Source organism: Chitinophaga sp., assembly GCF_035761305.1.
Classification (GTDB): domain Bacteria; phylum Bacteroidota; class Bacteroidia; order Chitinophagales; family Chitinophagaceae; genus Chitinophaga.
The window spans coordinates 1-10,399 of sequence record NZ_DASTRI010000263.1; the positions used below are offsets into that span (position 1 = coordinate 1).

Genomic DNA, 10,399 nt, shown 5'->3' on the forward strand with positions numbered 1-10,399 from the left:
TGAACATTCTTCTCCTTGATAACCCTTGAGAAGCTGATCATCTTTTCAAGCACCTTATCATTAAACCATCTCATCCCAACAGGATTGTTGAAGTCATGATCGCCATTAAACCTGATCTGTTGATTAAAACCATAAAGTATTACAGCATATAACAACTTCGGATCTCTTTTATCCAATGGGAAAGCGTTATAGTAATCCCTGACTTTAATATAGTTTTCGGCGTTTTCAGGTTCAAGCCTGAATCTTTTAATAATTCTTTTCAGGTAAAGAATATACTGATAGGTGTCTGTTGTTCTGAACGAAGCAACGAGTTTGCTTACAAAATGATTTACATCGTTATAAATTACCCGGTTGGTGTTAATGTTTATCCCCACATTGAAACCGCCGCCAAAGGCATCTACAAAAGAGTTAAACCGGGCCGGCGCATTTAACCTGATAAATGAAGCCATTTTGGCTTTACTGCCTGTGTAGTTGAGGGGCGATTCATAAACAATTTCATCCTCATTTTTCCGCTCTACAAAAAACAAGTATTCAAAATGATCGTTCTTTTCCCTTGACTTGAAATTGGTGTATTTCCGGTAATTAAGTTTCTTACAAATGTATGTTTCGGGTTTTCCATAACGTTTCATGCTTGCTTCAATGAAGGTCTTGGACATGAATCCGTCTTTGCTGTAGCTGAATACAATGTATCTGGCTTTTGTTTTTGCCAGTATCTTGTCAAATAAGATGTGGGATTTGTGGTCCTTTGACCAGTCAGACCTCATTGGCGTTGTGCTGCGCGAGCCGGTAACACTGCTGATGCCTGGGTTATCGTAAAGCACAAGCGTTTCCAGCAAATGATATTGTGTTCCATACTGGTTTTGCGTATAAGGCGGGTCTAAGTATAAAATATCACAATTCGTTTCCGGAACAATGTCTTCCAGCTTTGCATTCAGGAACTCAGCTTCATTTCTTGATGCACCGTTAAAGTCAACTTTTCTAAACTCAATTGGTTTGGTAGCTCTCGAATCCCAATGCTTTAAGAAAGCACCATACACCCCTGCGGTATTTGATACAACAGAAACAGACTCGATTAAACTTGCCAGCAGAAAAGAATACTCGTTTTCATTTATAAGGTTATTGTCTTTCCAATCTTCAATTGTTGTTCTGAAATAATCAATACGCGCGGCATTTTCGGGTGAAAAATACATTCTATTTGAACCACCCGGGGAGTAGTTTGTATAAAAGAATCCCTGAACTGTATTGGTATTTGAGTTGAAATATTCAAACGGGTCAAATCCTAAATTTTCAAAACTACAATCAGCTGCACATACTCTGCCTCTCGTGTATATCACACACCATCTAAGCATATCATTTGCAACAATATTAAATGAATCTTTTAATGCGTCGGATATAGCCCCTGTTCCACAAAACGCGTCAAATAAGGTTAAGCCCTTATTTGTCAGATCAAGCTCTTTAAGCAGCTCCTTTATTTCTGAATTAATTAACTCCTTATTGCCTATAAATCTCATTCTTGTCCTCTTCAGTGTTAATTTTTAGTATTGGTGCGCAACGCTCAAATATACACAACTCCCATAAATATTGCAGTTAAGCTCCCCTCCCGCTTATTCACTAATATTCACCAGATTTCCCTATATTTATATAGCCTGCAACCTGGTATTGTTATTACCCCAGCCGGTTTAATGGTTGTACGGCTGCCAAAACCGGATTGGATATTTAAACTTTACTGTGATGTGTCAACATAACATGCTCTGCAACTGTATAATACACCGGCGACCGCCTCCCCTGTAGCATTCTTTTAACATCACCCCCACCTATTCCAGCCGATACACTTCTACACCTCATGTCCGATATTGCTTATCCACGTATTTCTTCCCTGTACCTACCCAAATAATCTGTTTTCATAACGTTATTCAAAGAGAAAGGGTACACGATAATGTTTTTAAAGCGCAAGTGGATCTTATGGCTGACCGGGGTACTATTGTGTAATGTACTTAAAGCCCAGTTACCCCTGCCGGTTGATGGCCCTTGTGGCGAGTCAGCCACCATTGCAGGAGTAGTGAACACCTACTACCCGGGGCTTAACAATGTAAATGCCGGCGATCTTGCTATTTCACTCGGGGAACCGGCCGGCAATACCCTGCCGTTGCTGCAGGGCGACCGGGTATTGATCATCCAGGTGCAGGACGCTGCCATCAACGCTGTTAACACCGCTGCCTATGGCGGAAACGGAACCAATGGCAACGGCTATACGGATCTTGGCTTCTCGGGCCTGTACGAGTTTGGAGAAGTAAGCTCCTTTGCAGGAGGCCTGCTTACGCTCAGGAACCCGTTGCAGCACAGCTACCGCGCCGTGAGCGGTATTCCCAACCGCAAGTCTGCTTACCAGGTAATACGGGTGCCCGCCTATAAGAATGTTACATTAACAGGCCCTGTGATGGCTGCCCCGTGGAACGGGCTAACCGGCGGTGTGGTGGCCTTTCATGCCTGGCAAACGCTTGATATGAACGGGTATGGGATTACCGTTACCGGGCTGGGATTCAGGCCCGGCCGGATCAACTCCGCAGGCGGGGGGTACAATCTCCAGGACTATGTAAGTGCTACCTACGGCAGCTACGGAGAGAAAGGCGAAGGCATTGCCGGTACGCCGGCTGGCACGTGGACCGCCACGGCAGGCGGCTATGAAAACGGCAGCTTTGCAAGAGGCGCTCCCGCCAACGCCGGCGGTGGCGGCAATGCCCACAATTCAGGCGGCGGCGGGGGCGCCAACTATGGCGATGGCGGAAAAGGCGGCTACCAGTATTCCGGTCCCCAGGATGTGGGCGGGCGCGGTGGCAAAGGCATTAAAACGGGCCTGCCTGCGCGTATCATCATGGGCGGCGGCGGAGGCGGTGGCCACCAGAATAATATGGCGGCTACAGGCGGCGGCCATGGAGGCGGCATCATCCTCATTACAGCCAACACTATTATTGGCGCAGGCATTGTCAGCGCGGACGGCATCAGCGCAGGACCATCGGCAGACGACGGCGCCGGCGGAGGAGGAGCCGGCGGCAGCATTATGCTGGCGTATAACGGTGCGCTGCCCGGCAGTATTACCTTTACCGCCAAAGGCGGAAACGGCGGCAATGAAACGTTCCTGGCGCGCCACGGCTCCGGCGGCGGTGGCGGCGGCGGTGTGATAATTACCAGCACACCCGTTGCCGGAACAGACGTTTCAGGAGGCATTCGCGGACTCTCCAACGGAACCGAGTGGGGAACGGCAGACGGAGAACCGGGAACTGTGATGAATATGGACTTAACCCCGCTATTCCCTGTAAGCACCCGGCTGCCGTTACTCGTGGTTAAAGAAGATACCACGGTTTGCACGCCTGCAACTGTAGATATTACCAGCTCCGCGGTCATTACCGACCGGGACCAGGGACCTCAATACGTATTGACATTCTGGGAAGATGCCGCCGCCACCATTCCTTTAGCCAACCCGCAGGCCGTTGACAAACCGGGCACTTACTATATCAGGCTTGCCAATACCGGTACAAAATGCGAAACAATCGCCTCCTTACAGGTCACCATCCATCCCCAGCCTGTATTAACGTTAACGGCTACCCCACCGCTCTGCGCCGGCAATAGCAACGGCAGTATTACTCCAGCACCGGCCAATGGCACCGGCCCGTATGAATACAGCAGTAACGGCGGCCAAACATGGCAAAGCGCTCCTGTTAACAATCTTCCCGCAGGTACTTACAACATTGTTACCAGGGACCGCTACGGGTGTATCTCGGAGCCGGCGTCCATTGTGCTCACAGATCCCCCCCTGCTTACGCTGCAGGAAAATAAAGCCGGCCATGCAAACGTACTATGCAACGGCGCACATGACGGGCAGCTGCAGTTTACCGCTGCAGGAGGAACCAGCGGCTACGTATATACGGTATCTTCGCCTGAAACGGGCAATACCAGTAATAGCGCCGGCCTGTTCACCCGCCTGCCGGCAGGCAGCTATGCCGTAACGGTAACCGACGCGCAGCAATGCATGCAGCAAACAACTGCCGTTATACAGGAGCCCCCGGTATTGAACATAGCGCTCATTGCCCAAACAGGCCTGCGCTGCGACGCACTGCCCATAGGCAGTATTACGCTTACGGCAAACGGCGGCGTGCCGCCTTACTGGTTCAGCATCGGGGAAAACAGCTGGCAGCGCGACAGCATGTTCTCCAAACTGGGAGCCGGTACTTATTCCATTGTAGTAAAAGACGGGAATGACTGTATTACACCGCCGCTGACTACGGACATTAAAGTGGAGGAGGACTGCGAAATCTTTTTCCCCTCTGCCTTCACGCCCAATGGCGACGGAAAAAATGACCTGTTCCGGCCGAAGTATTATAAAAGCGTGAGCAATTACCGGCTGAAAGTGTACAACCGCTGGGGCGCCATCGTTTTCGAGAGCAACGATCCCGCCAACGGTTGGAATGGCCAGTACAAAGGAGCGCTGTCCGGTACAGCCACCTTTGTATGGGTAGCCACATTTGTGAACAGGCAGGGACAGCCGCAGGTATTGAGAGGTACGGTAACATTGGTGGAGTAACGAATACAAGGCACATTTATTGAAGCGGATATAAAAATACTGTGAAATGAAACAAATGCCCATTGATCCGGCTACTGTTGTCAACCTTGACTTTAACTCCCCGGGTATACCGGACACCGTAAAGAAATTACGCCCGGCATTGTTTATGAACGGGAATACCTATTGCTGCATACTTGGCCCCGACCTGGAAGCGGGTGTGGTTGGCTATGGCGGCTCGCCGCAAGAAGCTTTAAATGACTGGCATAAACATTTGCAGGAAAGGATTGCGGCGCCGCGCAACAATGATGAAATTGCGCAGGAGATTGTGGACCGGCTAAACGCCAAAAAGGAAGACGTTTGGTAAGGCGCCGTTATTATTTACTTACTTCCCGCGGCATTGGCGATAAATCAGCAGGAGGCCTGGATGCATTACTTCCCTGTTTTGTAATACGCCAGATTACTCCTGTTCCCGGCACGGGCACCGGAAACGGCCCGGCCCCTCCTACATCAAAACCAATTACCCCTATGTCTACTATATACAAAGCTTCCCCATCGGCGGAAAACTTAGCTTCCACCGGACGCCGCGGCCCGGGCGTAGGTATTTCCTGCCTCGTCAAAATCTATGCTGGTAGGCCAGATAAGATCTTTCATAAAAACCTCCACCTTATATCCTGCAGGCACCTGTGCAAAGGCAGCATCGGCCGGCGGCACCTTGGGCTGCTCTTTTGAATAAATGCCTGTAGGAACAGAGGGTTTTGTAAGCGTACATGCCGTAATAACAAGCACAGCAGCAAGAAGGGGGATTACACGCCCCATGGTTCATTATTTATGTAGCCGAAATAAGATTAGTATGAAGATGTATGGGATTAACTCAAAAACCAGGCCGCCCGGCAATAAAATCAGGCAGCAGCACAATAGCATGAGGTATAATATTTGGGTGATGGCAATCATATGCAATTCATAGAAATACTGGGTTTGGTGGCAGGCATCTGCACTTCATCCTCATTGATACCCCAATTGGTAAAAACCATAAAGCGTAAGAAAGCGGATGATGTTTCTGTAGTCATGTTCATTGTTATGATGACGGGCAACAGCCTGTGGATATATTACGGCACCGATAAATCCGACCTGCCCATCATAGCTACCAACATTCTTGCGCTTTCCCTTAATATTGCAATGCTCATACTAAAATTTAAATTCCGCCGGTAACAATGTACAGATCTATAGCATATGGAAAATACAGCCCCCCGCCCGTTTACTGCCACAGTAAACGGCACAACCATTTATGGCCTGGAAGCCGGTAGCAGCGCGCATCAGGCCATCCTGTTCCTGCACGGCTACCCGCAAACCGGTAAAACCTTTGAAAAGGTAATGACGTTGCTGCAAAACGAATATTATATGCTGGCTATTGACTTGCCCGGCATAGGCAGGTCGCAGGAAATTACAGGAACAGATAAAAAAACGATCGCTGCATTCGTTCAGCAGCTGCTGAACGATTTAAACCTGAACAATCCCGTTGTAGCCGGGCATGATATAGGCGGTATGGTTACCTTTTCATTACTCCAACACTTTCCACCGCCTGTTTCAAAAGCAATTATTATGAATACAGCTGTTCCCGGTGTTGAGCCATGGGAAGCTGTAAAGCGCAATCCTTACATATGGCATTTTGCTTTTTATGCTGTTCCCGGCTTGCCGGAACAGTTGATTGATGGTAAACAACGGGCGTTGTTCGATTATTTTTACGATACGCTGGCTGCCCACAAAACAATGATCAGTGAGGAACACCGGCAACTGTATGCTGAGGCTTATAAAAATAATGCTGCTTTAAAAACAAGCCTGGGATGGTACCGTACCTTTCCACAGGATGAAAAAGACAATGCCGCCATAAAGAACATTAACATACCGGTATTGTACCTGAGAGGCGATAAAGATCCCGGGAAAATGGAAGATTACCTGTATGGTTTAAAAAAGCACGGCCTTGCCGGCGTTACCGGGAAGCAGGTTGCCAACAGCGGGCATTTTGCGCCGGAAGAAGCACCGGAAGCAGTAGCTACACTAATACGGGAGTTTTTGTAACTGCTCACTGTGCTGAACACGGATCATCCCGGTTAAAAATGGTATAGCATTTGGGCCAGTTTTTAAAAAATAAGTCATGAAGCATCCATCAAAAAAACTGGTATGGCTAGTGCTCGGCGGATTGGGGTTACTGGCTGCATGGGCCTGCAACAGCCGCAGGTCGGCCACGGAGAACGACAGCGCTGCCACCGCTGCAGCCCCGCCTGCAGACACTGCTGCAATGACAGGAAGCTCACCGGATTTTAACCAGACAGTGACCTTTAAGCAATATTCATTTGTTGTACATGCAAAAGGTAAAGATACCCTGCGCCGGCTGACCATTACCGGTAACGACAGCGCCAACGCATTTGGTGAAGTGAATGCCCCGCTGGCAGGCAGTATTTATTATGCGGCTGCAGCCGATCTTGATAATGACGGTAAGCCCGAAGTGTATTGCTTTGCAAGAGGGGCCGACAGCTCGCATTATACGAAAGTATATGCATATGCCATTGATCCGAAGGGCAACATGCCTATTAGCTTTCCTGAGCTTACACAGCAGGGAGGCGCCAGGTATAAGGGATATGATTCCGTTTATATAGAAAAGGGATATATTGTACGCACCTTTCCCACCGGCGCTGATACGGGAGATTCCATTCAAAGAAAATCCATCCGGTACAGGTTAAAGCACGGCCCTTCTGCTTACCGGCTGGAGCAGGTGCAATAACATGATCTGCTGCACTGAAATATAAATACCACTTGCACACCCATAAAAAAATGAGCATATTTAAGGGTAAATGTTTTATTTCAATAAACAGCAGTATTGAAAATGAACTGGAAATTAGTTTGCACGTTTTTCCTGGTCCCCCTGCTACTATGCTCATTTGCGGTAAAAGAAAAGCAGAAGGTTAACATTGTATTTATCGGCGACAGCATTACCGCAGGCGCAGGCAATCCCGACGGCGTATCTCCACCCCGGTTTGCCGGCGAATACCTGCGGCAGCAAGCTGTTTTTGCACAGGTGCAGGTAGCAAACAAAGGCGTTAGCGGTTATACAACTGTTGACTTTTTGCCCGGCCATAAAACGTTTACAGCGGTTAAGGCAGCCGCCGCTCCTTTTTATGCAGACAAACAGGCCATAATTGTTTTCTCCATTATGCTGGGCACGAACGACAGTGCTGTAAAAGGACCCAATGGTGCGCCGGTTGCGCCTGCCAGCTACCGGGCCAACCTGAAAACCATTGCCGACAGCCTTTTTGCTGCTTATCCCCGCTGTAAAGTGATGATCAATTATCCGTTATGGTATAGCGACAATACGCACAATACCTCTACCTACATGAAGGAAGGACAGCTAAGGCTCATTCAGTACAAAAAGGAAATTAATACGCTTGTGAACCTTTACAGCCATGAAAAACCCAGGCGCCTGTTTATAGGAGATGTAAAGGCTTATGATTACTTTAAGCAGCATTACCAGACAGATTTTAACCAGGAGAAAGGCCCTTACGGCATCTTTTTCCTGCACCCCAATGAAAAGGGCGACCGGGCGCTGGGCGCATTTTGGGCAAAGGCTGTTTTGAGGATCGTAAAATAAACTACAGCGGTGCTATAAATAACAAAGGCAGGATATTACCATCCTGCCTTTGTTTATTTATACGGCTGGTTTTATTCTACCACCACTTTTTTACGGGTGTTTCCGAAGGAAACAATGTAAATACCTTTAGGCCAGCCGGAAACATTTACCTGTACCTGGCCGGCATTGGCGCTCACCTTTGAGCGGTACACTTCACGGCCGCTGATGCTGAATATATGCAGCATTCCCTGGGGGGCAGCACCCTCAAACTGCAGCGTAATTACATCCGACGCAGGATTAGGCCGCACGCCTATTTTAAAGGAAGCTGTTTTACCGCTAATATCCAGGCCGCTTTTTCCCGGGGTTACCGCCATTGCCTGGCGGGCAGCCGCCAGGGCAGGCGATGCCGCGTATATTTCAAACTCCCACAGCGAGTAGCCGTAAGGGGTAGCACGTTTAACGCCGTACATTCTTACATAACGGGCGCTCACTGCCGGGAAGCCCAGGTTTTCCGTACCGCCGGCGCCGGATGTTACGGTTTTCACTGCTGTCCAATTCTGGTTGTCTAGGGAGGTTTCAATACGGTAGGATGTTGCATAGGCGTTTTCCCATTTCAGCACTACCCTGGAAATGTCGTAGGGCGCGCCCAGGTCTGCCGCTATCCATTCGTTATCTGTATATGCAGATGACCAGCGGGTAGTAGTGGCATTGCCGTCAAACGCCTTGTACGCTTCAAATCCTGCCTCTTCTATTGAAGATGCCGTAATGGTTTTATTAAGGGCAATATTCTCTGCCTGCAAGGTGAAGCTAAGCCAGTTAAGATTAAACTCGGCATTATCTATCACAATGCGCATTACTTTGGTGCCGGTGGTTAACGCAGGTGTGGTTACGCTAACAGTGGTCCAGTTTTGCCAGTCGCCGGTATTGGGTACGGCAATAGTGCCGGAAATATTCTGGCCGTCCAGCTCAACATGGAACGATTTTCCGGCGGCGTTGGTGGCTACCCTGGCCTGCAGCGTGTATACGCCGGCGGTATTTACCTTCACGGTATACTCTACCCACTCGCCGGCCTGCACGTAGCCAAGATCGTAGCCGCCTTCTGCGCAGCTTTCAATATCCACTGCTTCCGTAGTGCGGAATGCGCCGCCCATGTTGTCGCCGGTAAGGTCGTGATAGGCCACGCCTTCACCGCCATTGTCATAATGCTCTGCTTCTATTTGCCCCGGAACAGGCAGCGGCGTACCGGTATAAGGTGTTTGCGGTGCCGGTGTACCGCCTTTGCATACATTGCCCAGGGTGTTGTAAATGGCGTTAATATCTCCATACTCTGAGGCAATATCCCAGATCATGATGCCGCCTGCAGTGGTTTTGGCCAGGTTGGCTTTTTGCACATGTTCGGATGTATTGTTATCACCACTGTAAAAAGGCACGCCCAGCATTCTTTTGCTTTGCGGCACGCCACGGCTGGTCCAGTAAGCAATGGAGCTGCTGGCCAGGGAGTAGTTACCGTAGCACATAATGTTCACCAGGTCCAGCATGGAAACATCATCATAATGATCTCCGTTGTTGCTGGCGCTTTCAGATACCGCCGCGGTAAATATCTTTCCCATGCCGTGTATTTTGTTGCCAAGCGCGGTAGCCAGGGCATTCCAGCGGGCTTTGGTAGTAGGGTATTCCCAGTCAAGGTCAATACCATCCAGGTTGTACTGCGTTATCAGGCCGGCACAGGCATTTGCCAGGTTATTGATGGCGGTGGTGCTGGTTGAAATGGCTTCAAAGGGCGTGTTATTGGGCGATGAGCTGAGCCAGCCGCCAATGGACAATAATACTTTTACATTATTGGCATGGCCCCTGGCTACCAGGTCGGCAAGCACGGAACCATTATCCACAGCGCCGATCCTGCCATCTGTACCGGGAATGGCAAATGCATAGCAGATATGCGTGTACTTGCTGTAATCAACCTTTGAAGGACTGTTAATATAATAGTTGCCGCCGGCAACCCAGGAGGGATAATACCCTACAATATTGTAGCACGATACCTGTGCAAAGGCCGCCACGGGCAACAGGAACAGGGAACAAAGCAAAAGTAGTTTTACGGTTCTCATAGATAAAATTGGTTTGAATGATGAGATGGTTATGGTTTGAAATCGATTGCTAAAAAATGCGCATGGGAATGGCATTTTGCAACCGCAATGACTGACGTGGTTATAATGATGCTG

At 49.0% G+C, this 10,399-nt stretch carries 9 protein-coding genes; 6 read left to right on the forward strand and 3 right to left on the reverse strand.

Annotated features, from left to right (window positions below; genetic code table 11):
• A partial coding sequence (locus VFS25_RS22035) for a DNA adenine methylase (RefSeq protein ID WP_326464341.1) occupies positions 1-1,511 on the reverse strand: 1,511 nt, incomplete at its 3' end.
• Between the two features lie 425 nt (positions 1,512-1,936).
• Between VFS25_RS22035 and VFS25_RS22040 the strand changes: the two genes are divergently transcribed.
• On the forward strand, positions 1,937-4,579 hold the full coding sequence (locus VFS25_RS22040; protein ID WP_326464342.1) for a gliding motility-associated C-terminal domain-containing protein: 2,643 nt from the start codon (positions 1,937-1,939) through the stop codon (positions 4,577-4,579).
• Between the two features lie 46 nt (positions 4,580-4,625).
• Complete coding sequence (locus VFS25_RS22045) at positions 4,626-4,922, forward strand: hypothetical protein (protein ID WP_326464343.1); 297 nt, start codon at positions 4,626-4,628, stop codon at positions 4,920-4,922.
• Positions 4,923-5,122: 200 nt separating this feature from the next.
• Here VFS25_RS22045 and VFS25_RS22050 read toward each other — a convergent pair whose 3' ends face one another.
• Positions 5,123-5,374: a hypothetical protein gene (locus tag VFS25_RS22050; protein WP_326464344.1), complete on the reverse strand. Its 252-nt coding sequence runs from the start codon at positions 5,372-5,374 to the stop codon at positions 5,123-5,125.
• Positions 5,375-5,509: 135 nt separating this feature from the next.
• Between VFS25_RS22050 and VFS25_RS22055 the strand changes: the two genes are divergently transcribed.
• The 4 genes from VFS25_RS22055 (at position 5,510) to VFS25_RS22070 (ending at position 8,201) form a co-directional block, all read left to right on the forward strand.
• Entirely contained in the window at positions 5,510-5,767 is a 258-nt protein-coding gene (locus VFS25_RS22055; protein WP_326464345.1) for a SemiSWEET transporter, read from the forward strand.
• A 21-nt stretch (positions 5,768-5,788) separates the two neighbouring features.
• A complete protein-coding gene (locus tag VFS25_RS22060) occupies positions 5,789-6,634 on the forward strand; it encodes an alpha/beta hydrolase (RefSeq protein WP_326464346.1) in 846 nt (281 codons plus the stop codon).
• A 76-nt stretch (positions 6,635-6,710) separates the two neighbouring features.
• Positions 6,711-7,337, forward strand: a complete 627-nt coding sequence (locus VFS25_RS22065) for a hypothetical protein (protein WP_326464347.1) — start codon at positions 6,711-6,713, stop codon at positions 7,335-7,337.
• A gap of 102 nt (positions 7,338-7,439) precedes the next feature.
• On the forward strand, positions 7,440-8,201 hold the full coding sequence (locus VFS25_RS22070) for an SGNH/GDSL hydrolase family protein (protein WP_326464348.1): 762 nt from the start codon (positions 7,440-7,442) through the stop codon (positions 8,199-8,201).
• A gap of 71 nt (positions 8,202-8,272) precedes the next feature.
• On the opposite strand, the gene VFS25_RS22075 is transcribed toward VFS25_RS22070, so the two are convergent.
• Positions 8,273-10,285, reverse strand: a complete 2,013-nt coding sequence (locus VFS25_RS22075; protein WP_326464349.1) for a glycosyl hydrolase family 18 protein — start codon at positions 10,283-10,285, stop codon at positions 8,273-8,275.
• Positions 10,286-10,399 lie beyond the last annotated feature (114 nt).

What these genes read in the sequence shown, in the direction of transcription:
- VFS25_RS22060 (WP_326464346.1), top strand. Translation starts at nt 5,789, where the DNA reads ATGGAAAATACAGCCCCCCGCCCGTTTACTGCCACAGTAAACGGCACA.
- VFS25_RS22045 (WP_326464343.1), top strand. Translation starts at nt 4,626, where the DNA reads ATGAAACAAATGCCCATTGATCCGGCTACTGTTGTCAACCTTGACTTT.
- VFS25_RS22065 (WP_326464347.1), top strand. Translation starts at nt 6,711, where the DNA reads ATGAAGCATCCATCAAAAAAACTGGTATGGCTAGTGCTCGGCGGATTG.
- VFS25_RS22040 (WP_326464342.1), top strand. Translation starts at nt 1,937, where the DNA reads ATGTTTTTAAAGCGCAAGTGGATCTTATGGCTGACCGGGGTACTATTG.
- VFS25_RS22055 (WP_326464345.1), top strand. Translation starts at nt 5,510, where the DNA reads ATGCAATTCATAGAAATACTGGGTTTGGTGGCAGGCATCTGCACTTCA.
- VFS25_RS22070 (WP_326464348.1), top strand. Translation starts at nt 7,440, where the DNA reads ATGAACTGGAAATTAGTTTGCACGTTTTTCCTGGTCCCCCTGCTACTA.
- VFS25_RS22050 (WP_326464344.1), bottom strand. Translation starts at nt 5,374, where the DNA reads ATGGGGCGTGTAATCCCCCTTCTTGCTGCTGTGCTTGTTATTACGGCA.
- VFS25_RS22075 (WP_326464349.1), bottom strand. Translation starts at nt 10,285, where the DNA reads ATGAGAACCGTAAAACTACTTTTGCTTTGTTCCCTGTTCCTGTTGCCC.